Below are 25,967 nucleotides of genomic sequence, written 5' to 3' on the forward strand. Positions count from 1 at the left end.
TGGGGATTATTGCGAAATGGGCGTCAATTGCAACGTACCACGACTGAGATCACGCAATTTGTCCCCGGCCTGACTGGCTTGAGTTGCTGGCAAAGAGAGATGAAGCGTTACGAATTGTGCGTACTCACTCCGTATAATCTGGCCTTCAACCTGCTGTAACAAGGTTTCTACTATGGCAAGCTGCCCATAGTCACACTGCAAAGTATATTCTACCTGTGGGACTTTATATTTTACTTCGATCTGTTTTAACGCTTGTTGAACACCGCTACCATAAGCCCTTACTAACCCACCAGTACCGAGTTTGATGCCACCATAATAGCGCACAACTACTGCGGTTATCTCACCAATACCACTCCCCATCAGTTGAGCCAAGATAGGTTTACCCGCAGTACCTGAGGGTTCACCATCATCAGAAAAACCTAATTGCTGCGAATCCGTCGGCTTACCGGCAACAAAAGCCCAGCAATGATGCCGGGCGGTGGGATGCTGCTGCTTAACCTGCTGAACAAAATCTTTCGCTTCACTCACCCCGCTGGTATGGGCCAGCAAGGTGATAAAACGACTTTTTTTGATCTCTTCGCTGATAGTCACCGGACTTGCAGGGATTAGATAAGGCTGCATCAGGCCAGTTTCAGGTCACGTGTCATGTTCTCAACCCGGTTATCGTGAATAACGATATTATCTTCTATACGAATACCGCCGTAAGGCTTCAGCGCATCAATACGTTCCCAATTGAAATACTTGCTGAACTCACCGTTACGCCAAGGTGCCAGCAGAGATTCGATGAAGTACAGACCCGGCTCAATAGTCAGTACCATACGCGGTTGTAAAATACGCGTACAACGCAAGTAAGGGTATTTGGATGGTGCGCCAAGATGGGTGCCTTTATCATCTTGCATAAAACCAGCAGTATCATGCACTTGTAGCCCAAGAGGATGGCCTAACCCGTGCGGCAGGAATGGGCAGGTAATGCCTTGTTCGACCATGGCCTCTTCACTGATACCGGTAACCAGATGATGCGTACGCAATAACTTCGCAATGCGCTGGTGCATCTGGATATGGTAATCGGTATAGCGCTCACCACTTTTAATGGTTTTGATCAGTTCAAGCTGCTCGGTATTAAGGTCATTAACCAACGCGGCAAAATCGTTATCACTGTTTGCGGCGTAAGTGCGAGTCAGATCTGCGGCATAACCGTTATATTCCGCACCGGCATCCATCAAGAAACTACGCATTTCTGCCGGAGGCTGATGTTGGAACGTGGTGTAATGAAGTACCGCCGAGTGTTCATTCAGCGCAACAATATTATCGTAAGGGACATCAGTATCACGATGACCGGTAGCCATCAGATAGGCCAGATTGATATCGAACTCACTCATACCGGACTGGAACGCTTCATGTGCTGCACGATGGCCGACAACTGCCGTCTTTTGTGCTTCACGCATACAAGCCAGTTCATAATCCGTTTTATAAGAACGATAGAAATGCAGGTAATCCAATACTGGTTGCGGGTTAATGTTTTCAGCACTAAACCCCAGCGCCTGCGCACGTTGTTGGGCATAACCGATATAGGCCACACGCTCCCGTTGCACCGGTAATTGCTGAGCAATATCATCTGCATTGGCTAATGGCTGGATATCGATAGCCTTGGTCCAGAAGCTATCTGGTAATGGCTCAACACTGTGCCAATAATCAACTGGGGAATAAAACCATAATTTTGGTGTATTAACCCCATCGATCCATAACCAACAGTTTGGTACTTGAGTGACCGGCACCCAAGCTTTGAACTGCGCATTGGCTTTAAAAGGATAGTCACGGTCATCGAGAAAAATACGTTGTAACTCACCGGAATGAATCAGTAAAGCGTCTAACTGATGGCGTTCCAGCACATCGCGGGTGCGCTGTTGTAGAGTGGATAAATGTTCGTTATATAAAGAAGCCAGCGTTTCCATCACAGTACCCTTTGCTATTAGAACTTAATTTTTTTCATCTTATCATAGTCGCCAGAATCATGTTTTAGCGACCGCTTATCTGCCTATCAAATACATTATCCGCCCCCAAAACTGAATATTTCCCCCTCCAATCCACTGCGAATAAATATGATAGGAATCAATTACCCCATCTGAATGACTGTGATCTTCACTGCAAAAAATCAATCTCTTATTTGCAATTCGTTAACAAAATATCCACACTTCCTGAATATCTGGTCATACCAGATCACATGCGCTTATTCAGGAGATAGATATGCTCTACCAAAGCGAAACACTACAGCTTCACTGGTTGGAAAACGGCATTGCCGAGTTGGTGTTTGATGCACCGGGTTCAGTAAATAAGCTGGATACTAAAACTGTAGCCAATCTGGGTGAAGCCCTAACGGTGTTAGAGAAACAAAGCGAACTCAAAGGGTTGCTGTTGCGCTCCGCCAAAGCGGCCTTTATCGTCGGTGCCGATATCACCGAGTTTTTATCCCTGTTTAATGCCCCACCAGAAAAGCTGCACCAGTGGTTGGTTTTTGCTAATGATATTTTCAACCGTCTGGAAGATTTACCGGTTCCGACCATTTCTGCGATCAATGGATATGCATTAGGTGGTGGCTGTGAATGTATTCTGGCCACAGATTTCCGTGTTGCCTCGCCAGAAACACGGATCGGTCTGCCGGAAACCAAGTTGGGCATCATGCCAGGCTTTGGCGGCTCCGTGCGATTACCACGTTTGTTAGGGGCGGACAGTGCATTAGAAATTATTGCCGCAGGCAAAGATGTGAATGCCGCTGAAGCATTAAAAATTGGTTTGGTTGATGCCGTTGTCGCCCCCGAAAAACTGGCCGATGCCGCCCTAATCATGCTGAAACAGGCGATTGACGGCAAGCTGAACTGGAAAGCCGCGCGTCAGCCGAAACTTGACCCACTGAAACTCAATTCAACTGAAGCGACCATGTGCTTTACCATTGCTAAAGGCATGGTGATGCAAGTCGCCGGGAAGCACTACCCAGCACCACTGGTTGCAGTAAAAACCATCGAAGCGGCCGCTAAACTTGGCCGAGCTGAAGCATTGAAACTGGAAACCAACAGTTTTGTCCCGTTGGCGGGTTCCAATGAAGCGCGCGCGTTAGTTGGGATATTCCTCAACGACCAATTTGTGAAAGGGCAGGCGAAAAAACTGTCGAAAGGTGCTAGTGCACCGAAACAAGCAGCAGTTTTGGGCGCCGGGATTATGGGGGGTGGGATTGCCTATCAGTCAGCACTGAAAGGTGTGCCAGTCATTATGAAAGATATTAATGACAAATCCCTGACCCTGGGGATGAACGAAGCGGCCAAGTTACTGAATAAACAGTTGGAACGCGGCAAAGTGGATGGTCTGAAAATGGCAAACATTTTAGCGACTATCCAACCCACTCTGGATTACACCGGCATTGAGCGTGCTCAGGTCATTGTGGAAGCGGTAGTGGAAAATCCCAAAATCAAAGCTGCGGTGCTGGCAGAGGCTGAAGCACTGATCGGCGAAGATACGGTACTTGCTTCTAATACCTCTACAATCCCTATCGACCAACTCGCAAAATCACTTAAACGCCCTGAGAATTTCTGCGGTATGCACTTCTTCAACCCCGTGCACCGCATGCCGTTGGTTGAAATCATTCGTGGCAGCAAAACCTCAGATAAAACCATCGCTGCGGTGGTGGCATACGCCACACAAATGGGTAAAACACCAATAGTGGTTAATGATTGCCCAGGCTTCTTCGTTAACCGCGTGTTATTCCCTTATCTGGCTGGGTTTAGCATGTTGGTTAGAGACGGTGCTGACTTCCGCCAAATCGATAAAGTGATGGAAAAACAGTTTGGCTGGCCGATGGGACCAGCCTATCTGCTAGATGTCGTGGGTATTGATACCGCACACCATGCACAAGCCGTAATGGCCGTTGGCTTCCCTGATCGGATGAACAAAGATTATCGCGATGCGGTTGACGTGATGTTCGATAACCAACGATTTGGCCAAAAAAATGGCCAAGGCTTCTACCGCTATACCCAAGATGCAAAAGGTAAGCCGCGTAAAGAAAATGACGAAATTGTAGATAGCTTGCTGGCAACAGTTAGCCAACCGATTCAGAAGTTCAGTGACGACGATATTATTGCCCGCACCATGATACCGATGATCAATGAAGTGGTGCGATGCCTAGAAGAAGGCATTATTGCCAGCCCAGCCGAAGGTGATATGGCGTTGGTATATGGTCTTGGCTTCCCTCCTTTCCACGGGGGTGTGTTCCGTTATCTCGATACTATCGGCAGTACAAACTATGTCGAAATGGCCCAGCGCTATGCTCACCTTGGCGCGCTGTATCAAGTCCCCGTAGGGCTGAGAGCCAAAGCTGAACACAACGAAAGCTATTATCCTGTGGCAGCAGCGCTGCTTGATGTTTCTACCAGTCAACCGGCATGAGGTCTGAAAATATGGAAAATGTAGTCATTATTGATGCCGTCCGTACACCGATGGGCCGCTCCAAAGGGGGCGCATTCCGTCAGGTTCGGGCTGAAGATCTCTCCGCTCACTTAATGCGTGAGGTTCTGAGCCGTAATCCTGGGCTAAACGCGGCCGAAATTGACGATATCTATTGGGGTTGTGTACAGCAGACGTTGGAGCAGGGTTTTAACATCGCTCGCAATGCTTCTTTACTGGCAGAAATCCCCCATAGCGTACCGGCCGTTACTGTTAACCGCCTGTGTGGTTCATCAATGCAAGCTTTACATGATGGTGCCAGAGCCATCATGGTGGGTGATGCACAAATCAGTTTGATTGGTGGCGTAGAGCATATGGGTCATGTGCCAATGAATCACGGTGTGGACTTCCATCCAGGTATGGGCCGAACTGTGGCGAAAGCCGCCGGAATGATGGGATTAACTGCTGAAATGCTGGCAAAAATCTACAATATCAGTCGCCAATCTCAAGATGAATTTGCTGTTCGCTCTCACCAACGCGCTTATGCCGCGACTCAGGCGGGCCATTTTGCCAGTGAGATTGTCGCCACCAATGGGCATGATGCTGATGGTATCCTGAAACGTTTTGATTTCGATGAAGTTATTCGCCCGGAAACTAATCTCGCAGGTTTGGCAGCATTGCGCCCAGCCTTTGATCCGGTCAATGGCACGGTGACTGCCGCAACATCATCTGCATTATCCGACGGTGCTTCTGCCATGCTTATCATGAGTGAATCCCGAGCTAAATCATTAGGTTTAAAACCGCGTGCCCGTATTCGCTCAATGGCCGTGGTGGGTTGCGATCCATCGACCATGGGTTATGGCCCCGTGCCCGCTAGCCAATTGGCATTAAAACGTGCCGGGCTAACCTTGGAAGATATTGGTTTATTTGAATTAAACGAAGCGTTTGCAGCTCAGTCGCTGGCTTGCCTGAAAGGGTTGGGTCTGCTGGAAAGCATGGATGACAAAGTGAACCTGAATGGGGGCGCTATTGCATTAGGCCATCCACTGGGTTGTTCAGGTGCTCGTATCTCTACCACCTTACTTAATCTGATGGAACGCCGTGACGTGCAGTTCGGTTTGGCAACCATGTGTATCGGTTTAGGCCAAGGCATTGCGACCATTTTTGAACGCGTATAACCTCCAAACGAATTAACCTGAAAAATATTAAGGGCCTGAATACAGGCCCTTATAACCGCTGTACCTGGTGTTTAGTTGCCGTTTTCCCGCCTGTCAGGGGCGGGCTTTTTTTATCCGCGATACAAACAACAATATGGATAAAATCTTAATATACCCAAAATAATTCAAGTTGCATGAAGGCAGCTAACACCGATGCAGCTTCAAATATGACCGATATATTAGATAAAGGCGAAAGCATCACCATAGATATGCGCTTCCTGAGCGCCGCGCTCAGCACAAAAACGCTCACGAGCAATTTTAGCCATTTCAAAACGGCCAGCGATATAGATATCTTGCTCAGCAAGAGAGCCATAGTCTTGTAATACAGCACTCAATACCGTTCCTGTGCGGCCACGCCACCCATCTTCCGGCTGCTCTACCACTGGGATAACTTTCAACTGTGGATACTTAATTGACAGCGCTTCCAGCTCGTTTAGATCATATAAATGCACGGCTTCGCGCCCCCCCCAATAAACAGACACTTCACGGTCAGGTTGCTCGGCTAACGCCGCCAATAAAATTGAACGCACATAGGAAAAACCAGTGCCGCCAGCAATCAGGACCAATGGACGTTCACTGCCCTCACGGAACCATGCATCTCCGTGAGGAATATCCACATCCAGCGTTTTCTCTTTCAGAATACGGTCCATCACTGCCATGGCGTACAGATTCAGTTCCGACGCCCCGATATGCAGCTCGATAAAGTCTTGCTGCAACGGCGTGGATGCCATAGAGAATGGGCGCTTATCACGCTCGTCCATTACTACCATCAAATACTGCCCAGCACGGAAAGAAAACGCAGATGCAGGCACCAATTGCACCCGGTACACCGTATCGGTAATGGCCTCTACGGAGGTTACTTTACAGCTTAAAGTTGTCATGCCTTCCCTCTGTCGGGTCATCAAATGCAAAACCAAGGACAAAATCGACGCCGGTTAGCGTTTCGTCTCTTTGTCACTGAAAATGGCGAGCTCATCCCAAATAGCATCAATACGGGCGCGAACGTCTTCATCCATTTTAATTGGACGCCCCCATTCACGCGAAGTCTCAGCAGGCCACTTATTGGTGGCATCCAGCCCCATTTTCGATCCTAAACCGGAAACCGGTGAAGCGAAATCCAAATAATCTATTGGTGTATTTTCAATCAACACCGTATCGCGGGATGGGTCCATTCGGGTCGTAATTGCCCAAATGACATCATTCCAATCACGAGCATTAATATCATCATCACAAACAATAACAAATTTTGTATACATAAACTGACGTAAAAACGACCAAACCCCCATCATTACGCGTTTAGCATGCCCTGCATATTGTTTCTTGATGGTTACAACAGCCAGCCGGTATGAGCACCCCTCGGGCGGAAGATAGAAATCAACAATTTCCGGGAATTGCTTTTGTAAAATAGGAACAAACACTTCATTCAGCGCAACCCCCATCACCGCAGGTTCATCCGGTGGACGACCCGTATAAGTGGAATGGTAAATTGCATCTTTGCGCTGAGTAATATGTGTGACCGTAAAAACAGGGAAGCTATCTACCTCATTATAATAACCCGTATGGTCGCCATAAGGGCCTTCTGGCGCCATATCACCCTGCTCAATATATCCTTCCAATACAATTTCTGCACTCGCAGGAACTTCAAGTGAGTTGGAAAGGCACTTTACGACCTCTGTTTTATGCCCGCGCAACAAACCGGCAAAAGCATATTCAGACAGCGTATCGGGGACCGGGGTTACCGCAGCCAGAATAGTCGCAGGATCTGCGCCCAAGGCGACGGCGACGGGGAAACGTTCACCAGGGTGTGCTTCACACCACTCTTGATAGTCCAAAGCGCCGCCACGATGGGATAACCAGCGCATAATTAATCTGTTTTTACCCAACACTTGTTGGCGGTAGATACCCAGGTTTTGCCGCTCTTTATGCGGGCCACGCGTAATAGTCAGCCCCCACGATACTAACGGAGCTGCATCCTCAGGCCAGCAATGCATAACTGGAATGCGGCTAAGATCGACATCATCGCCCTGCCAAACTTGCTCCTGACAAGGAGCCGAACTCAAGCATTTCGTTGGCATATTCAACACTTGCTTAAATTTCGGCAGTTTATCGAATAAATCACGGAAACCTTTCGGCGGATCCGGCTCTTTCAGGAAAGCCAACAACTTGCCAACATCTCGCAGTGCGCTGACATCTTCTTGCCCCATGCCCATGGCAACCCGTTTGGCCGTGCCAAACAAGTTACACAATACGGGCATTGTGTAACCCTTAGGATTTTCAAACAGTAATGCAGGCCCACCAGCGCGTAAGGTACGGTCGGCAATTTCTGTCATTTCCAGATAGGGATCAATGGGCTGGCTAATACGTTTAAGTTCACCCCTCTGTTCCAGCAACGAGAGGAAGTCACGTAAGTCACGGTATTTCATGCTGATCATTTCGGCGGCTATGTGATGCGCCATTATAGGCTGTCTTTATAGCAGTTGCTGTCTTTTTGTTAAAAATGAATACAGGCTCACTCAAAAAAATATCATGCTGCAATTTATCGCTAATTATCATCAGTACAAATATGATTTTGTCGATATAAAATAGACTAAATCTTTGTATAACAAACTATATATCCTGAACTGATGTATTCTTCCTCTCTATATATATCCTTCTACTTTTGTTATGCTGCCAAGTAGTACTTAAAGGCATGTGAAATTATGAAACACTGGCATTTATTATATTGTAAACGTGGTCAGCTTTTGCGCGCCAAGGAACATTTAGAGCGGCAAACTGTGGATTGCTGGACACCGATAGTGACTATCGAAAAGATAGTGCGAGGGAAACGCACTGAGGCGACTGAGCCCTTATTCCCTAACTATCTGTTTGTGGAGTTCGATCCTGAACATATTCACACCACAACAATCAGCGCAACGCGTGGTGTAAGCCACTTCGTCCGTTTTGGCGCACAACCCGCGGTGATCCCAGCAATTGTTATTGCCGAGATGCAATCTCATACAACGGATAAAATCATTGATCCAGAGGTGCCGGTTCCAGGCGATATCGTGACGATCACTGAGGGTGTTTTTGCTGGGTTACAGGCGATTTATACTGAACCAGACGGTGAAGCGCGCTCAATGTTGTTACTGAACATGCTTAATAGCCAGGTGATGCAAAGTTTGGATAATCGTCAATTCGAAAAGCAATAATATATCTGCCAAGGTAGGCACGCTCGGTACCTACCTCATCAACAACCATCCCGTGGCTTAACGTTGCATATGATCGTCATATAACCATTGTGCGACTTGCTTGGCGAAATAAGTTAATACCCCATCAGCACCGGCACGCTTAAAGCACAACAGAGACTCCATAACGGTTGGTTTCTCTTGCAACCAGCCATTCTGGAAGGCAGCCATATGCATAGCATATTCGCCTGACACCTGATAGGCAAAGGTCGGCACACCAAAGGTATCTTTCACCCTACGTACCACATCCAAATATGGCATCCCCGGCTTAACCATTACCATATCAGCACCTTCCTGCAAGTCCTGAGCAATCTCTTGTAAAGCCTCATCACTATTGGCCGGGTCCATCTGATAGGTTTTCTTATTCCCACCTTTCAGATTACTGCTAGAGCCAATGGCATCACGGAATGGGCCATAATAGCAAGACGCATATTTCGCTGAATAGGCCATAATTTGCGTATTCACCAACCCTTGTAGCTCTAGTTGAGAGCGCACTGCACCGATGCGTCCATCCATCATGTCGCTTGGCGCGACAATCTCGGCACCAGCCTCGGCGTGTGATAACGCCTGACGGACTAAAATCTCTTTAGTTATGTCATTAATGACATAACCATCGGTATCAATTACCCCATCTTGCCCGTGGGTTGTATAAGGATCGAGAGCAACATCAGTAAGGATACCTAATTCTGGTACTGCGTCCTTTAACGCACGCACGGTTCTTTGTACCAAGCCATTCGGATTATAGGCTTCTTCGGCATGTAATGATTTCAAGCTAGATTCAATAACTGGAAACAGCGATATGACCGGCACACCTAGCTTAGCTATGGCCTCAGCTTCTTTCACTAGCAGATCGATCGTCATACGTGAAACACCCGGCATTGACGGGACGGCTTGCTGCTGGTTGGTCCCCTCCATAACAAACACCGGATAGATCAGGTCATTGACTGTCAGCTGATTCTCTGCGACCAGACGACGACTGAAATCATGACGGCGCACACGGCGCATACGGCGACCAGGGAAGGTGCCCGGAAATGCATAGCTCATCTTGTTCTCCTAACTCAAACCAACCGGAAAATCCGGCGGGCGTTTTCATCAGTTTTCTGCCCCAGCCATTTAGGGTCTTCTTGTCGCCAGACAGCAACCTGCTGGACGATATGGGGTAGAAAGCAGGGTTCATTGCGGCGGGATGCCGGCTTAGGATGTAAATCCCTTGGCAATAAATAGGGGGCATCTGTTTCTAGCAACAATTGCTGAACAGGAATACGTGGCAGTAACGCCCGTAGCTCAAGACCACGACGCTCATCGCACACCCAACCGGTAATACCAATAGATAAGCCTAATGCCAGACAAGAGTCCAACTCATCAGCCGTGCCAGTAAAACAATGCACAACCGCAGCGGGGAGTTTATCTAGCCAAGGCGCAAGCAAGGCAATGAAACGTTCGTGAGCATCGCGGCAATGTAAAAACACCGGCAGTTCGAGTTCGGCAGCCAGCGCCAGTTGTGCAGTAAATGCGACTTCTTGTGCTACTGGAGTAGAGAAATTGCGGTTAAAATCCAGTCCGCATTCACCAATAGCGACTACTGCAGCATTCGCGGCTAATAATCTGATTTGCTGTTCAACATCTATTTGCCAACAACTCGCCTGATGGGGATGAACACCCGCAGTTGACCAGCAGTAGCCAGGATAGGCAAGGGTAAGCTCCAGTGCTGCCTGGCTTTCTTCAGCATCCGTACCCGTAATAAGCATACCGGTAACTGCAGCATTTTTGGCTCTGTTGACCACTTGATCGTAATCTTTGGCAAATTGCGCGCTGGTTAAATTCACACCAATATCAAACATGAGCGTTCCAAAACAGAAGCCGCCTCAAAGGGCGGCTAAAATATCCAGGCATATACCCACAGATTTAAGGCACTTTCGGATGGCTATCCGCTTCTTCATCCTCTTCGTCAATATCTACCCGGCGTTGCTTACCCGTATAAAAACGAGCAAAGAACACCCCAACCTCAAATAGCAGATACATCGGGATAGCCAATAATGTCTGAGACAGCACATCAGGCGGGGTGAGAAGCATGCCGACAACAAAAGCGCCGACAAATACATAAGGGCGTTTTTTCTTCAATGCCTCGGGCGTTGTAACCCCTGCCCAGCACAATAGAATTATCGCAATTGGGACTTCAAAAGAAATACCAAAAGCCATAAAGAGCGCCATAACAAAATCAAGGTATTTAGTGATATCCGTGGCAATCAGCACGCTTTCCGGTGCTGTTTTGGCAAAAAAACCAAAAGCTAACGGGAAAACCACAAAGTAAGCAAATGCCATACCCAGATAAAACAATAGGCTGCTGGAGATAAGCAGCGGCACCATCAGACGGCGTTCATGCTTATATAACGCTGGGGCAATGAAAGCCCACACCTGATAAAGGATCATCGGTGCGGAAACAAACACCGAGACCATCATGGTCAATTTAATCGGGGTAAAGAAAGGCGATGCAACATCTGTTGCGATCATACTGGCACCGGCGGGCAACTGTTTGATTAACGGTGCTGATACCAAGTGATAAATATCATTGGCAAAAAATACCAATACCAGAAAAACCACCAAAATAGTGATTATGCAATTCAATAGCCGCTTACGCAGTTCTATCAAATGAGTGATTAGGGGTTGGGTATCATCAACAGCCATGTTTACCGATCGCCGCCAGGTTGGTGAGTTCGAGGTTGTTCAGTACTGAATGAATCAGTGCTATGGGAGTCAGTTGCGGTAGTTTGGGCCTTGGTTACGGATGGACTCGTAACAGTCACAAGATCCCCGGCTACAGTAGGAATAGGCTTAACAGATTCCTCAACCTGAACTACGGGTTTCTCAACGCCAGCAGGCTCAATTTCAACAGTTGGTTTAATTGTCACCAACGCGCCCGCATTATCGACATCAGGAATTTGCGGTGATGCCGAAACTTGAGTTGCGGACTCCGCAGGCGTAACACCATCATGAATCGCTTCCGGCTCAGTCACCAGCGGATTATGGATAGTATGCGGTGCCTGGGAGCTAACGTCTGAGTGATAAGAACGTTTCAGCGCTTCTGCGGCTTCCTTAAGTTCATCCATCGAAGCTTTCAACTCCGGTGTCAGATTCTGCAAGCCAGCCTGTTCTGCTTTTTTCAGGCTGTCTTGCAACTCTTGAATCTTAAGTTCTTGTGCCAACTCGTTTTGTACGGTTGCCGCCAGTGAACGTAGTGTACGAATCCAACCGGCAACCGTTCTTACAGCAACCGGTAATCTTTCCGGCCCAAGCACGACTAGGCCGATCACAAGTACCAGCAGCAGTTCACTAAACCCGATGTCGAACACAGCTTATCCCTGCTCTTTGTCGTGACTCTTAGACTCTTCAGCTTTAACTACCGGCTGCTGTTTTTCAGTAATCGATTTTGCAAAATCAGCATCATTGCTGGTTTTATCAGTGTTAGTTGGAGGAGTCTGTGGATCATCACCAATTGCCTTTTTAAAGCCTTTGATGGATGCACCCAAGTCTGACCCTAAAGTCCGCAGTTTGTTAGTGCCAAACAGCAGAACGACAATCACGGCAATGATTAACAACTGCCAAATACTTATACCGCCCATCACATTCACCTCTATATTACAGGGGTTATTCCACAGAGGGCCGCATTATACGTCATACTGCCTCTTTGGATACTAATCTAACTTACCGCATTTTGAACTCGCGCATAGCGTTTTTAACTGATGAATGACTTCTTGAACAACTTTTACATAACACTCATACATAACGCCCAAGCTATGCTCTCGCCCATTAACCGGCACTCTTAGCAATAAACAAATTAACTGGTTCGTCGCCAACCGATAAACCAAGCCAATACGCCTGCGATAATACACCCCGTAGAGATTTCTACCGCATCCGCCAAAAATAAAATGGTACCACTGACTAATAGTGTAGCGCCAACACCGAACAAATACCGTGACTGACCCTGACGTTGTTGCTGACCTTGCATCTGGGTGGTTAGTTTATCAACACTTTGCTGTAATAATTTATGTTGCTGCAAGCTGTCGTAAACCAATTCCGGCAACTCAGGGAATTTTTCTGCCCAAAAAGGCGCCTTTTCTTTCAATGCCCGGATAACAGCAGGCAGACCGACTTGATCCCGTAGCCAGCTTTCCAGGAACGGTTTCGCTGTTGTCCAGAGATCAAGCTGAGGATATAACTGACGACCCAAGCCTTCGACATACAATAAGGTTTTTTGTAGCAGAACCAACTGTGGCTGCACTTCCATATTAAAGCGGCGCGCAGTGTTAAAGAGATTCAACAACACATGTCCAAACGATATTTCGGCCAGTGGTTTTTCAAAAATGGGTTCACAAACGGTGCGAATAGCGAACTCAAAATCCTCAACATTGGTATCACGGGGAACCCAGCCTGAATCAACGTGCAGTTCCGCAACCCGCCGATAATCCCTATTAAAAAAAGCAATAAAGTTTTCAGCCAGATAGCGCTTATCTGCTTTGTTCAGTGAGCCTACAATACCGCAGTCAATACCGATGTAAAGTGGATCATGAGGATGCTCATAGCTGACAAAAATATTCCCCGGATGCATATCTGCATGGAAAAAACTGTCACGAAAAACTTGGGTGAAGAAGACTTGAACCCCACGTTCGGCCAGCAACTTCATATTGGTACCTTGGCTTTCTAAAGCCGTAATATCAGATACCGGAATGCCGTAAATACGCTCCATCACCAATACACTTTCCCGGCAATAATCGGAATAGACTTCGGGAATATAGAGCATTGGGCTGTCTTCAAAATTACGACGTAATTGAATAGCATTAGCTGCCTCACGCAGCAGGTTCAGCTCATCAAGCAGGGTTTTTTCGTATTCACGCACCACTTCGCGTGGTCGTAATCTACGACCATCAGGCAACAACTTAGGTACCCAGCCAGCCAGCCGGTACATCAAGCGCACATCTGCTTTGATAATCGGCAAGATATCAGGGCGAATCACTTTTAGGACCACTTCCTGACCGTTCTCTTTTAAACGCGCCGTATGTACCTGAGCAATTGAGGCGGAAGCTAAAGCTTGCTGATCAAAATCGTCAAACCAGGTTTCTAATGGCCCACCCATTGCTATTTCAATATACTTTCGTGCGAGTGCGCCATCAAATGAAGCAACCCGGTCTTGTAATAGGGCAAGTTGATCGGCAATTTCCGGTGGGAAGAGATCACGGCGAGTGGACATCATCTGACCAAATTTGATCCAGACTGGTCCTAATTCTTGTAAGGCAAGGCGTAAACGCTCACCCAATGGCTTATCTTTATGTCGATTCGGCAACCAGAAAAACAGATGACGGCCAATACGTAGTGGTAACGTCAAACGGATATTCGGGATTAACTCATCTAACCCGTAGCTCAAGAAAACCCGAATAATTAGATACAGGCGCCGAAGTTCTCCTGGCGTCATTATTTTTTCTCCATGGTTGCCAATCTGGCATTCAATGCCTCAGTTGCACGGGCTGTGGCATCAACCTCTTCGTTAAACCACACCACTTCCAGCGGTGCTGGAGCCACTTTCCATTCTTCGGTTATTGCTTCAGCCAGATAGTGTTGTTGCTGCTGCAATTGCCCACTCAGAAAATAGCTACTTTTATGCGCAACCTGCCCGATGGTTTCCGCGGCAATATCACCGATGTAGGGCGCCAGCCACTCAGCCGGATCCCACTCAGCAAGATCCAAAAGCGCGACAACTTGCTGAACCACTTGTATATCGCCTTCAACAATCAGTTTACCGCTACGCATCAAAGGTGAAAGTTGCTGGCGATCCCGCAGTTTTGCCAACACAGCAACTTCCGTTTTAACTATGCAATCCGCATCACCATCCCATTGACTTAACACATCAACCTGCCGTTCACTAAATACCAGCAGCAAAGGAAAATTGATCTCACGTAACTCGATCCGCAGGACTTTCCCTACCAAGCGTAAACGTGCAGCCTTCATGCTTTTATCGCGAAACAGCACACTGTTTAATGATGTTTCTATCGCAGCAGTAATGAGTTGCGACAGCAACATAGGTTTCAGTGAGAAGGTTTTAGATATCAGTGATTTTAGCGGCATAGCCATATTCCTGTTAAAACTTAAAGCCCCGATGTAACGCAACAATGCCACCGGTTAAATTGGAATAGGTTACGTTTTCAAACCCAGCATCTACCATCATGCCTTTCAGCGTTTCTTGATCAGGGTGCATCCGAATAGACTCCGCTAAATAACGGTAACTTTCAGAGTCCTGGGCCACAAGTTCGCCAATCTTGGGCAAAATATGGAAGGAATAAGCATCGTAGGCTTTGCTCAAAGGTTCCAGAAGTGGTTTGGAGAATTCGAGAACCAACAAACGACCACCGGGCTTTAATACCCGAAACATAGAGCGTAAGGCTTTTTCTTTTTCGGTTACATTTCTCAGGCCAAATGAAATGGTAATACAATCAAAGTAATTATCAGGGAAAGGTAAAGCCTCAGCATTAGCCTGCACATAACTGACATTACCTACAATACCTTTGTCACGTAGCTTTTCTCTACCCATACGCAACATCGATTCATTGATATCAGCCAGAACCACTTCACCCTGCTCACCCACAAGGCGAGAGAACTTGGCCGTTAAATCTCCGGTGCCACCCGCCAGATCTAATACCCGTTGACCGCGCCGAACACCACTACAGTCAATGGTAAAACGCTTCCAAATACGGTGAACACCGAACGACATCAGGTCATTCATCAGATCGTATTTGGCGGCTACGGAATGAAAAACTTCTGCCACCATGCCTTCTTTCTGTTCTTTGGCTACGGTGCGGAAACCAAAATGAGTGGTTTCCTTCTCCTGATCTACCATTTTCTGTGCCTGCTTTTCAGTCAATCTTTCGAGGAAGTGTACCAGAACTCCGATGAAAGCCCCACCTCACCTGGTATTAAGGTAACTGCTTATTCGCAGTATTCTCAACATCATACAGAAGAGGACCATGCAACTAACCCTGATACTTCAGCGGTGCCGAATCATTTATATCCTTCTTACACAAAACTACAGCGGCATTAGCAGCTCTCATCCGCGTCACTGATTATAAGCTAACTCAGCAGTGCCACTCATGTTGCCTTACTGCAATCCTGATTGCTTTGGATATGTCTCTGACTCAGCATCATCAGATAGCGCTAAATCGCCTTCTGGTTGATGCTCAGCGCTGGCTCTTTCTGCCAGTAATGGGCTAATAGGTCGTTTTACCTCGACCCCCAGAGTACGAAAACTTTCTACTTGCCCAATCAGGTTACCACGGCCTTGCGACAGTTTGTTCATTGCCTGACGATAACTTAGGTGCGCTTTATCGAGGCTTTGCCCCAACGACTCCATATCATCAACAAATAAGCGCAACTTGTCATAGAGTTTGGCTGCCCTATCGGCAATACGCTGTGCATTCTGGCTTTGATGCTCGTAACGCCATAAATTAGTAATCGTCCGCAAAGCCACCAGCAATGTTGTCGGGCTAACCAACATAATATTGTGCTGTAGTGCTTCACTTATCAACTCTGGCTGGCGATCAATGGCCACCAGAAATGCAGGTTCCACTGGAATAAACATCAATACATAATCAAGCGACCGCAACCCTGGAAGTTGTTGGTAATCCTTACGGCCTAACATTCTAATATGGGCGCGCAGCGATGATAAATGTTCATTGAGTGCTACTTCCCGCTCTGCGTCATCTTCGCTATTAAAATAGCGCTCATATGCAACCAACGACATTTTAGCGTCAATCACCACATCTTTACCCTGTGGTAAGCGCACAATGACATCTGGCTGCATACGACTGTTGCTATCAAGCTTTACACTTACCTGAGTTTGATACTCATAACCTTCACGCAGCCCAGAAGCTTCAAGCACTTTAGCCAGAACGACTTCCCCCCAGTTCCCCTGCGTTTTATTATCACCTTTCAGTGCTTTAGTCAGGTTTAGTGCTTCTCGCGCCATTTGAGCATTCAATTGTTGCAGACTGCGTATTTCATGGGTCAGCGTGTGGCGCTCTCTGGCTTCCTGTCCAAAGCTATCCTGAACCTGACGGCGGAAACCATCCAACTGTTCCCGTAAAGGCAGTAATAAGCGGTCCAGACTTTGTTTATTTTGTTCGTCCGCACGACGGCCAGTTTGTTCAAAGATGCGGTTCGCCAGATTTTCGAATTGTGTGGTCAGCCGCTGTTCACTGTTAATGAGGAGTCGCTGTTTTTCCTCGCCAGTCAGACGCGTTTCTTCCAAACGGATAGTGACTTCGCGCAGTTCCGCCTCTTGGGCGCTATTAACTTCTCTTTGAGCACGGAGTTCTTGATTGAGTTGATCACATTCATTACGCCAATGAGCTAACTGTTGCAGTTTTTCAACATTTGCTGCCAATTGACTGTGCAAACTACGTTGTTCCAATTCATCTTGCCGTAATTGCTGCTCATTGTGCTGTAAAGCAGTTTGTAGCTCGACAATATTCTGCTGCGCCTGCTGTAAGGACTGCTCTAGTAATCGCCGTTCTATATCCTGTTGCGCTTTATTCCGTTGCTGGTACAAGCTGGCAATTAGCCAACCAATAAGTCCACCGATAAGGCAGCCTGCCAGCCCATAAAATAAACTGATATCCACGGTTATCTCCCCATTAACCTATTGTCAGTCAAGGTAAGGGGATACTGTATGGATGTCCAGAGTGTTTTTCCGTTACATGCTATCTTGCGAAGCTGTGCGCATAAATAACACACAGTCCAAAAAACGCTCACCTTGCGACCCAAAATAGGTTAAAACAGCTATCCATTGACGAACGGCGAACCACTTACGTACTTAATCTATCCAGTGAGATAGCCATTGAATGCCGAACGCGCCCGGAGCCAGAATACCGAAGGCCCAAATTAGAGCGGAAGTGATGTTGGCTAACTGAAAATAGAACTTTGGCATAGCACAGATCCCGGCAACCAAAGGAACAACTGCGCGTAGTGGGCCAAAGAAGCGGCCAATAAACGCGCCAAAGAATCCCCAACGCTCAAAGAATGCATGGCCACGAACGAGTAACTGAGGATTGCGGGAAAGTGGCCACAAAGTGCCTACTCGGTCTTTGTAATGGACACCAATCCAATAAGAGAGCCAATCGCCAAAGAAAGCACCGGCCGCTGCAGCGGCCCAAATTGGCCAGAAAGAGATACCACTTTCACCGATAAGCGCCCCCAATCCGAGCAAGATGACCGTTGCAGGTAGCAGTAAAGAAAGAAAAGCTAGCGACTCACCAAAAGCCAGGATAAAGACGATAGGAATGGCCCATGCTTCGTGTTCACGAACAAAATCGATAATGATAGTAATGACATCATTCAGGGTCACATGCATTTTCCTGTTAGCAACATAGTTGCTATTAGCATACCCAATGTGTCGTGATCTTTGTTTAACAAAAAATAAACGGCCGGAAGATTCCGACCGTTTATAGACTCAAGATCATTGCCGTTACAGCAAGGCTGCCAACGAACGAATCCTAATAATCTGACTCAAGTCAGTGATTCGTTTAAGCCGGAGCCACTGGCCACACTGCAACTTCAAGTAAGAAAGAGTGCAGGTTAATGCAATGAATCAAAGATATCAGGCGTTAGCCGTCACTACTTTATTGCCAGCCATTTCAGCAGAGCGGCGGATCCACAGTTCACGCCATTTTTTCAGTGCTGATATCAGGATAATGACGCCCAGTGTCATCATAATAATCGAGATGATGCCATTGAACAGATTGTAGCCCTTAGCTGCTGAGTTGAAATACACGTGAGTGATCATCCAGTAACCAGCATAATTTACGGTTACAAACAGATAGGCCAGTGGGATAACACAGGTCAGCATGTAAATACGTTTGGTTGCCAACCGCAGAATAATAGTGGCACCAATGATTAAACCAACAGAAGCCATTAATTGGTTTGATACGCCGAATAACGCCCAGACAGAGTTGATATCACCTGAGTTAAGCAGGTAACCCCACAGTGCGCAGGCAATAACACTGCATGCCAATGTACCTGGTAACCAATCAGTACGTTTCAGTGGTGCCCAAATATCACCTAAGAAGTCTTGCAGCAGGTAACGAGCAACACGCGTGCCGGAGTCAACAGCGGTCAGAATAAATACCGCTTCAAACATAACAACAAATTGGAAGAAGTAAGCCGCCAGACTGCTGAACCATGGCACACGAATGAAGATATCCGTCATACCAACAGCTAAGGTTACCGCACCACCGGTACGACCATAGAGATCCAGGCCAATTTCCTGACTCAGTTTTGGCAGGTTCACCACTTCCATACCGAGCATACTCCAGGCTTCAGCGGAAGAGTTAATCGCAAAGTAGTCAGCAGGATGCAAGGAGGTCGCCGCGATCAAGGCCATAACCCCAACCATACATTCGGCCAGCATCGCACCAAAGCCGACGGGTAAGATATCACTCCATTTGTCGATCTGTTTTGGTGTTGTCCCTGAGCCAATAAAGGCATGGAAACCAGAAATGGCACCACAGGCAATGGTAATAGAGATAAACGGCCAGACTGGGCCTGCCAGAACCGGGCCTCCACCATGAATAAACTGGGTCAATGCTGGGAATTGAATTTCAGGGTTAATAAATACAACCCCAACAATCAACGCACCGAATACACCGATCTTCATAAAGCTGGAAAGGTAACCACGAGGGGTTAATAGCATCCACACTGGGAGGGCGGTCGCAAAGAAAGCATACATTGGCAGAATGATACTGACGGTATCCGCTTTCAGCATTAACCAATCGCCCAGCCAGGTTCCTTCAATATAAGGGCCGACAAATACGCACACCATGATAGCAGCGATACCGACATAAGAAGCGCCCTTCATGCTGCCAGTCATGCGCTCCCATAAGCCAACGCAGATAGCGATAGGGATTGTCATGAACACGGCGAAAGTACCCCAAGGGTTACGTTCCAGTGCATGTACCACCACCATCGACAACCCGGCCATGGTAATAGTAATGATGAACAACATTGCCAGACCGGTACACCAGCCAGCAACCGGGCCAAGCTCTGATTTTGCCACTTCCGACAGGGATTTCCCCTGATGTTTCATGGAAGCAAACAGAACAACCGTATCGTGAACCGCGCCGCCGATCACACAACCGATCAGCAACCACAGAAAACCAGGTAAATAACCATATTGGGCTGCCAGCACAGGGCCGACCAATGGACCAGCCGCAGCGATTGCCGCAAAGTGGCTACCAAAGTTCACCCATTTTTTAGTTGGAACGTAATCTTTACCATCTTCGAAGGTGTGGGAAGGTGTTACTTCACTGTCATCGACGCGCAAAACCTTACGAACAAAAAAGATACCGTATAAACGGTAGCAGATCATAAGGATACACGCTGAAGCGATAACAAAGGTAATCGCATGTTGCATGAGCATTCTCTCCAGGGAATTTGTCAGGCGTTAACATACGCCTGGGCCCTAAGAGAAATATCAGCGATCTGGTTAAGCGGTAGTTTGTATCATTAAGCGGTTAAAAAGAGCCACCCAGTGGTGACTCAATACCATAAAGATCAGAAATATTCCGGGTAGATAAACCACTACTCTAAAAAATAGGACTGTAACTTTTCGCGCTCAGCGCTACCAAGACCAAACTCCTGTTGCAGCCAGTGCTCACGGCTACTATAACGCTCTTCAATGCTACGCAGAGCCGTTTGAATAAACTCTTCTTTGGCCGATAAGACAAAAGCGAATTGTCCTAACGCTTGGTCATTCAGTTTGAGTGCCAACTCTGCCAGCATATGTTCACGAAAAGGGGCCAGAGTGGTTTCAGTCAACAGATAATCTTCCAATACCGTCGATTCATCGGCACCCAAGGCAAATAACACCAGTGCAGAACCAATACCAGTACGGTCTTTCCCGACAGCACAATGTTGTACCACACCCGCAGCAGCATGCTCCGAAGATGCGCAATTTTGCAACAATTCAACCAGTTGTTTATAGGCTTGATTATTAAAAGGCAGCCGGCGATAAAGCTCTAACATAAAACCACGGGCATCAAATGCCGCTAATGTCTCGTTAGTCAGCTTTTCCAAATTGGCGTTGACTTCACTGCTCAACGGATTGGCTGGAATATTATGATAACTGGCTCCGTGCCATACCACATCGGGTTTGGCCTGAACTTCATCAGCATCGCGATAATCAAGAATTTGAGCGACGGAGCCACTACTGAGGAAATCACAATCTCTGGTACTTAAGCGGTCGAGTGAACCTGAGCGGAATAGCAATCCGCGCTTGATACGCCGCCCATCAGCAGCCTGATTACCGCCAAGGTCACGAAAATTAATACCGCCATCAAGTGCGATTAGGGAGGGATGGGATAGAGCAGTTTTCGTCATATTTTCCTCTTATTATTGTTCTTTATAAGAGTGATGACCTTACCAGATAAAGCGGAGAAATAAAAAACGGGCCAGAAAGCTGACCCGATAATAGACGGTTTGTTGACTCGCCAATCGTCGGACGGCGGGCCTAGATCAAATGACGAGCGGCTTCTACCACAATTTTCACCGCGTCACTTTCAGTCGCTTTCATAGTTTCTTCGTTTGGGATCTCTTGCTGGGTGCGGTTTACAATTACCCCTGCGACCATGCCGGCGCGCAAGCCCTGGCTGGCACACATGGTGAGCAAGGTTGCAGATTCCATTTCATAATTCATCACGCCCATAGATTGCCATTCTTCCATGGAGCCTTTAAAACGGCTGACAACACGGCCAGAGAAGGTGTCATAACGCTCTTGCCCCGGATAGAAGGTATCGGAAGAGGCGGTCACACCAATATGAGTAGTCGCCCCCACTGATTTGGCAGCATTAACTAATGCAGTGGTGCAGGTAAAGTCAGCCACTGCTGGGAACTCCATCGGCGCAAAATGCAGGCTGGCTCCGTCTAAACGCACAGCGGCGGTGGTAACCAACACATCACCAACATTAATATGTGGCTGAATAGCACCAGTGGTACCAATACGTAGGAAAGTCCGTACACCAAGCTGTGCCAGCTCTTCAACCGCAATAGAAGTCGATGGGCCACCGATACCCGTTGAGCAGACGATCACTGCTTTGCCATCCAATTCGGCGCGCCACGAAGTAAATTCACGATGAGAGGCCAAATGTACTGGGTTATCCATCAATTTAGCGATTTTCTCAACACGCTGTGGATCACCCGGAACGATAGCCAGAGTCGCCCCTTGCAGATCATTTTTAGTCAGGCCCAAGTGAAAAACGTCAGATTTAGCCATGTGTGAGAGTCCTCTTTCATGAGAGATGTTGTAGGGGGGGTGCAAAGAAATACTTTACTCAAAATCGCCACCTTATTTCGTGATGACAGTCACTTTGCCAAAAGAAATGAATTACACGATACATTTTAAATGTGATTAAAATCACATTTAATGGCAATTAAGACTATTTTTTAGACCAAGCTGGCGAAAAATGACAATTATACCCAAGCTGATTACAGTTGCAGCTAACACCACTGCAACGCCAGGTACGACAGGTATATTTCTCTATAAGCAAGAATGATAGACCAATATTCTGCTATCAATTGCTAACTTCTATCAATTGCTAACTTCTATCGATTGTTAAACTCTATCAACTATTTGTCTGAATTATAAAATTCAAGATATAAATCACCAAAAATTATAATTACAAAAAACCTGATCTCATTAATCTCAAAGATTACCTATAGTTAAACTCGGCAATAGCAAAAATCAGGGAGTAATGGGTAATTCAACTCGGTAATTTTTTCTCATATCGCAAGGAGACCACAGTGAAAACTGATCAACTTATGACTCCCAGGCAGGCGGCAGGCGGTTTCACCTCTGCGGTAGGCCCACTGGCCTCGACGACCCGCCATACCGATCAACAAGGTATTCACTGCACAGAAACCACCATTCCGTCTCAGGGCGATGAATTACCGGCCTATATTGCCAAACCGGCCCAGCAAAACGGGCCATATCCGGTGGTTATTGTCGTGCAAGAAATCTTTGGCGTACATGAGCATATTCAGGATATCTGCCGCAGACTAGCGAAACAGGGTTATCTGGCCATTGCACCTGAGCTGTTCTTCCGCCAAGGCGATGCCAAAGAATATGATGACATCAATGCATTAGTGAAAAATCTGGTGGGTAAAGTGCCAGACCGTCAGGTTATGGTGGATCTTGATCATGCGGCGCATTGGGCATCACGCCATGGTGGGGATACCAGTAAACTGGCCATTACCGGATTTTGCTGGGGTGGGCGGATTGCGTGGTTGTATGCGGCCCATAACCCACAGTTAAAAGCGGCAGTGGCTTGGTATGGCAAACTGGTCGGTGAAAAAACCTTACTGTTACCCAAATCTCCGGTTGATGTCGCGGTTGATCTCAATGCTCCGGTGCTAGGGTTGTATGGCGGCAAAGATGGCAGTATTACGCAAGAACATATCGATACTATGCGTCAGGCATTGCGTGCAGCAAATGCCGATGCAGAAATCATTGTTTATCCAGATGCTGGGCATGCTTTTAATGCTGACTACCGCCCAAGTTATCACGCCGAATCCGCACTGGATGGCTGGCAACGGATGCTCGATTGGTTTGATCAACATGGTGTTGCCGCCAATCCCATATCTGAAGACGTGAAATAACGGCAATAAAAAGGGCGCGAGATGCGCCCAGAATTTAACGATTAGACCGAGATATCATCAGAGCTGTTCTGCACGCAAACGCTGCGCAGCCAGTACCATGTTTGCCAGTGCCTGACGGGTTTCTGGCCAACCACGGGTTTTCAAACCACAATCCGGGTTAACCCACAAACGTTCTGCCGGGATACGTTGAGCGGCTTTACGTAGTAATGCTTCAATCCACTCCACACTTGGCACATTCGGTGAGTGAATATCATAAACGCCGGGCCCAATTTCATTCGGATAAGCAAAATCTTCGAATGATTCGAGCAATTCCATATCGGAGCGAGAGGTTTCGATGGTAATCACATCGGCATCCAGCGCAGCAATGGAATCCATGATGTCATTAAACTCGCAATAACACATATGAGTGTGAATCTGGGTGTCATTCTGCGCGACAGCCGCATTCAGTTTAAAGGCATCGACGGCCCATTGTAGATACGCTTGCCAATCGGCACGGCGCAGAGGTAAGCCTTCACGTAGCGCAGGCTCATCAATCTGGATGATGCCAATCCCGGCTTTCTCCAGATCTTCCACTTCATCACGCAGCGACAGAGCAATCTGTTTGGCGATGGTTTCACGGCTGACATCTTCGCGCGGGAATGACCAACACAGGATAGTGACCGGGCCGGTCAACATGCCTTTTACTGGTTTATCCGTCAGCGATTGAGCATATTTGGCCCATTCAACCGTGATAGCTTGCGGGCGGCTGATATCACCAATAATGACCGGCGGCTTAACACAACGGGAACCGTAGCTCTGCACCCAACCATTTTGGGTAAAAACGAATCCATCCAGATGTTCGCCAAAATATTCAACCATATCATTACGTTCTGCTTCGCCATGAACCAGTACGTCCAGACCTAAACGCTCTTGTTCAGCAATGGCTTGCTTGATATGTTCGCTGATACCGGTGCGGTAGTTTTTTCCATCCAAACGGCCTTGCTTGAAGTCCAGACGCAGACCACGGATCTCGGTGGTTTGCGGGAATGAGCCGATAGTGGTGGTTGGCCAGGCTGGTAAGTTAAAGCGCTTACGCTGCGCTTCAGCTCGGCCTTCATAAGGCAGTTGGCGTTCAATATCCTGCGCAGTAATGGCCGCCAGACGTTGTTCCACCTGCGTATTATGTACACGGCTGGAAGATTGACGGGCACGGATCGGTGCACTGTACGCTGCCAGCTCAGCCAATTTGGCTTCGCTCGGCGTGTTTAACGCTTGTGTTAATAATGCCAATTCAGCGCATTTTTGCAGCGCAAAGGCAAACCAGCTTTTCACTTCTGCATCAAGACGTGTTTCTTCACTTAAATCAATCGGGCTGTGTAATAAGGAGCAAGAGCTACCCAGCCAGAGTTGGCGGCTATTAGCCTGTGGTTGCAGGCGTTCGAACCAGTTGCTAAGGTCTGCACGCCACACGTTACGGCCATTAATCACCCCCAGCGAGAGCAGCCACCCTGTTGGCAATTTTGCATCCAGAACAGCAATATCATCTTTGCCTGCAACCACATCAACATGCAGACCTTGCACTGGTAACTCACGGATAACGTCAAGGTTATGGCCGATGCTGTCGAAATAGGTGGTCAGCAACAATTTAACCTTGCCTTCCAGCGCCTGATAAGCCGACTGATAAGCGTCCAGCCACTCTGGTGGTAACTCCAGTACCAATGCAGGTTCGTCAATCTGTACCCACTCAATGCCACGTTTCGCTAATTCAGCCAGCACTTGTTGGTACACCGGGAGGATATCTTGCAGCAGAGAGAGGCGGTCAAACTGCTCGCCTTTAACTTTACCCAGCCACAGATACGTTACCGGGCCCAACAATACTGGTTTGATTTTGTGACCTAATGCCAGCGCTTCGTCCACCTCATCCAGCAGTTGAGTCCAGCCCAGTTTGAACTGCTGACCTAGTTGGAACTCTGGCACCATGTAGTGATAATTGGTGTTAAACCATTTCGTCATTTCCGCCGCTGCCGCAGGCTTACCGGTTGGTGCACGGCCACGGCCAATACGGAAGAGCGTATCCAAATCAATAGAACCATCTGTATTTTGATGGCGCTCTGGGACGTTGCCCAACAGCAGGCTGGTGGTCAATACATGGTCATACCACGCGAAGTCACCGACCGGCACCAAATCAATACCTGCTTGCTGCTGCTGTTGCCAATGGCGGGCGCGCAATTCACGACCCACATTGAGCAGTTCTTCTTGCGTGGAGTTGCCTGCCCAGTAACTTTCTTGTGCTTTTTTCAGTTCACGTTTCAGACCTACACGCGGAAAACCCAGTGTGTGATTTAAAATTGTCATCGTCATATTTCCCATTTAGCCATCCAGATGTTTACACATCCATAATCAGCAGGTACTGTATAATCCACAA

General features: G+C 47.5%; 22 protein-coding genes. 4 read left to right on the top strand and 18 right to left on the bottom strand.

What is annotated here, in order from left to right:
• Window positions 1-6 precede the first annotated feature (6 nt).
• A complete protein-coding gene (locus Q2T71_RS17390; RefSeq protein ID WP_372560021.1) occupies window positions 7-621 on the bottom strand; it encodes an IMPACT family protein in 615 nt (204 codons plus the stop codon).
• A complete protein-coding gene (gene pepQ, locus Q2T71_RS17395; RefSeq protein ID WP_372560022.1) occupies window positions 621-1,952 on the bottom strand; it encodes a Xaa-Pro dipeptidase in 1,332 nt (443 codons plus the stop codon). The genes Q2T71_RS17390 and pepQ overlap by 1 nt, the downstream gene beginning before the upstream one ends.
• Before the next feature lie 292 nt (window positions 1,953-2,244).
• On the opposite strand from pepQ, the gene fadB reads away from it, so the two are divergent.
• Window positions 2,245-4,434, top strand: coding sequence for a fatty acid oxidation complex subunit alpha FadB (fadB, locus tag Q2T71_RS17400; RefSeq protein ID WP_372560023.1), 2,190 nt, complete (start codon window positions 2,245-2,247; stop codon window positions 4,432-4,434).
• Between the two features lie 11 nt (window positions 4,435-4,445).
• Entirely contained in the window at window positions 4,446-5,609 is a 1,164-nt protein-coding gene (gene fadA / locus Q2T71_RS17405) for an acetyl-CoA C-acyltransferase FadA (RefSeq protein WP_372560024.1), read from the top strand.
• Between the two features lie 218 nt (window positions 5,610-5,827).
• Here fadA and fre read toward each other — a convergent pair whose 3' ends face one another.
• Window positions 5,828-6,529, bottom strand: a complete 702-nt coding sequence (gene fre / locus Q2T71_RS17410) for an NAD(P)H-flavin reductase (RefSeq protein ID WP_372560025.1) — start codon at window positions 6,527-6,529, stop codon at window positions 5,828-5,830.
• A gap of 54 nt (window positions 6,530-6,583) precedes the next feature.
• Window positions 6,584-8,080, bottom strand: coding sequence for a 4-hydroxy-3-polyprenylbenzoate decarboxylase (gene ubiD, locus Q2T71_RS17415; protein WP_372560665.1), 1,497 nt, complete (start codon window positions 8,078-8,080; stop codon window positions 6,584-6,586).
• A gap of 267 nt (window positions 8,081-8,347) precedes the next feature.
• On the opposite strand from ubiD, the gene rfaH reads away from it, so the two are divergent.
• A complete protein-coding gene (rfaH, locus tag Q2T71_RS17420) occupies window positions 8,348-8,836 on the top strand; it encodes a transcription/translation regulatory transformer protein RfaH (protein WP_372560026.1) in 489 nt (162 codons plus the stop codon).
• 57 nt (window positions 8,837-8,893) lie between these two features.
• Here the strand turns inward: rfaH and hemB are convergent, their stop codons facing one another.
• From hemB to udp, 13 genes are all read right to left on the bottom strand, one after another.
• On the bottom strand, window positions 8,894-9,916 hold the full coding sequence (hemB, locus tag Q2T71_RS17425; RefSeq protein WP_372560027.1) for a porphobilinogen synthase: 1,023 nt from the start codon (window positions 9,914-9,916) through the stop codon (window positions 8,894-8,896).
• A gap of 14 nt (window positions 9,917-9,930) precedes the next feature.
• On the bottom strand, window positions 9,931-10,713 hold the full coding sequence (tatD, locus tag Q2T71_RS17430) for a 3'-5' ssDNA/RNA exonuclease TatD (RefSeq protein ID WP_083162016.1): 783 nt from the start codon (window positions 10,711-10,713) through the stop codon (window positions 9,931-9,933).
• Between the two features lie 64 nt (window positions 10,714-10,777).
• Window positions 10,778-11,557 carry a Sec-independent protein translocase subunit TatC gene (gene tatC / locus Q2T71_RS17435; RefSeq protein WP_083162014.1) on the bottom strand — a complete coding sequence of 260 codons (780 nt, stop codon included), beginning with the start codon at window positions 11,555-11,557 and terminating at the stop codon, window positions 10,778-10,780.
• 2 nt (window positions 11,558-11,559) lie between these two features.
• Window positions 11,560-12,222, bottom strand: coding sequence for a Sec-independent protein translocase protein TatB (gene tatB / locus Q2T71_RS17440; RefSeq protein ID WP_372560028.1), 663 nt, complete (start codon window positions 12,220-12,222; stop codon window positions 11,560-11,562).
• Window positions 12,223-12,225: 3 nt separating this feature from the next.
• Window positions 12,226-12,492 (bottom strand): Sec-independent protein translocase subunit TatA, encoded by a 267-nt coding sequence (gene tatA / locus Q2T71_RS17445; RefSeq protein WP_083162010.1) that lies wholly within the window; start codon window positions 12,490-12,492, stop codon window positions 12,226-12,228.
• A gap of 215 nt (window positions 12,493-12,707) precedes the next feature.
• The gene (ubiB, locus tag Q2T71_RS17450) at window positions 12,708-14,339 is read right to left on the bottom strand and encodes a ubiquinone biosynthesis regulatory protein kinase UbiB (RefSeq protein WP_372560029.1); all 1,632 of its coding nucleotides are present in this window, start codon (window positions 14,337-14,339) and stop codon (window positions 12,708-12,710) included.
• Entirely contained in the window at window positions 14,339-14,989 is a 651-nt protein-coding gene (locus tag Q2T71_RS17455; protein WP_372560030.1) for an SCP2 domain-containing protein, read from the bottom strand. The genes ubiB and Q2T71_RS17455 overlap by 1 nt, the downstream gene beginning before the upstream one ends.
• A 13-nt stretch (window positions 14,990-15,002) precedes the next feature.
• Entirely contained in the window at window positions 15,003-15,758 is a 756-nt protein-coding gene (ubiE, locus tag Q2T71_RS17460; RefSeq protein WP_083162004.1) for a bifunctional demethylmenaquinone methyltransferase/2-methoxy-6-polyprenyl-1,4-benzoquinol methylase UbiE, read from the bottom strand.
• A 258-nt stretch (window positions 15,759-16,016) separates the two neighbouring features.
• Window positions 16,017-17,537 (bottom strand): DNA recombination protein RmuC, encoded by a 1,521-nt coding sequence (rmuC, locus tag Q2T71_RS17465; RefSeq protein WP_372560031.1) that lies wholly within the window; start codon window positions 17,535-17,537, stop codon window positions 16,017-16,019.
• Between the two features lie 192 nt (window positions 17,538-17,729).
• Entirely contained in the window at window positions 17,730-18,260 is a 531-nt protein-coding gene (locus Q2T71_RS17470; protein ID WP_372560032.1) for a DedA family protein, read from the bottom strand.
• 252 nt (window positions 18,261-18,512) lie between these two features.
• On the bottom strand, window positions 18,513-20,324 hold the full coding sequence (locus Q2T71_RS17475; protein WP_372560033.1) for a carbon starvation protein A: 1,812 nt from the start codon (window positions 20,322-20,324) through the stop codon (window positions 18,513-18,515).
• Between the two features lie 167 nt (window positions 20,325-20,491).
• The gene (locus Q2T71_RS17480; RefSeq protein ID WP_372560034.1) at window positions 20,492-21,289 is read right to left on the bottom strand and encodes a tyrosine-protein phosphatase; all 798 of its coding nucleotides are present in this window, start codon (window positions 21,287-21,289) and stop codon (window positions 20,492-20,494) included.
• 130 nt (window positions 21,290-21,419) lie between these two features.
• The gene (gene udp / locus Q2T71_RS17485; protein WP_005187884.1) at window positions 21,420-22,181 is read right to left on the bottom strand and encodes a uridine phosphorylase; all 762 of its coding nucleotides are present in this window, start codon (window positions 22,179-22,181) and stop codon (window positions 21,420-21,422) included.
• Window positions 22,182-22,708: 527 nt separating this feature from the next.
• Here udp and Q2T71_RS17490 point away from each other — a divergent pair.
• On the top strand, window positions 22,709-23,563 hold the full coding sequence (locus tag Q2T71_RS17490) for a dienelactone hydrolase family protein (protein WP_372560035.1): 855 nt from the start codon (window positions 22,709-22,711) through the stop codon (window positions 23,561-23,563).
• A 57-nt stretch (window positions 23,564-23,620) separates the two neighbouring features.
• Here the strand turns inward: Q2T71_RS17490 and metE are convergent, their stop codons facing one another.
• Window positions 23,621-25,897, bottom strand: coding sequence for a 5-methyltetrahydropteroyltriglutamate--homocysteine S-methyltransferase (gene metE, locus Q2T71_RS17495; protein WP_372560036.1), 2,277 nt, complete (start codon window positions 25,895-25,897; stop codon window positions 23,621-23,623).
• Window positions 25,898-25,967: the final 70 nt, after the last annotated feature.

Origin of the sequence: Yersinia sp. 1652 StPb PI (genome assembly GCF_041538345.1) — a bacterium.
GTDB classification, from domain to species: Bacteria; Pseudomonadota; Gammaproteobacteria; order Enterobacterales; family Enterobacteriaceae; genus Yersinia; species Yersinia enterocolitica_E.